This is a genomic window from Vibrio sp. 10N.222.46.A1 (genome assembly GCF_041473595.1).
In the GTDB taxonomy this organism is placed as follows: domain Bacteria; phylum Pseudomonadota; class Gammaproteobacteria; order Enterobacterales; family Vibrionaceae; genus Vibrio; species Vibrio tasmaniensis_A.
On sequence record NZ_JBFRSN010001079.1, the window covers coordinates 1 to 262 of the forward strand.

Annotated in this window: 1 protein-coding gene; it reads right to left on the reverse strand. The window is 45.8% G+C overall.

All coding sequences use genetic code 11. The features are described from left to right. Positions 1 to 262 (reverse strand): ABC transporter substrate-binding protein (locus AB4496_RS23945; RefSeq protein ID WP_372132256.1); only part of this gene is annotated, 262 nt, incomplete at both ends.

Consider the following 262-nt stretch of genomic DNA (forward strand, 5'->3'; position numbering starts at 1 on the left):
CCCAGTGATACTAAGTAAGACTTCCACTCTTGGTTTTCCAACTCAACTTGCGCGCCTAGATTGCTTTTCAGCATGGATGCAATCGCCACCGCAATCGACTTATTCGATTCACTGGTGTTGTAAAGCAATTTAAAATCTAGCGGGTTAGAAGCATCGTACCCGGCTTCTCTCAACAACTCTTTCGCCTTTTGGTCACGGTCCCTTTGAATCCATGTACTGTACTCAGGTTGAGTGGCATCAAAACCTGCCGTGTATTCATGAG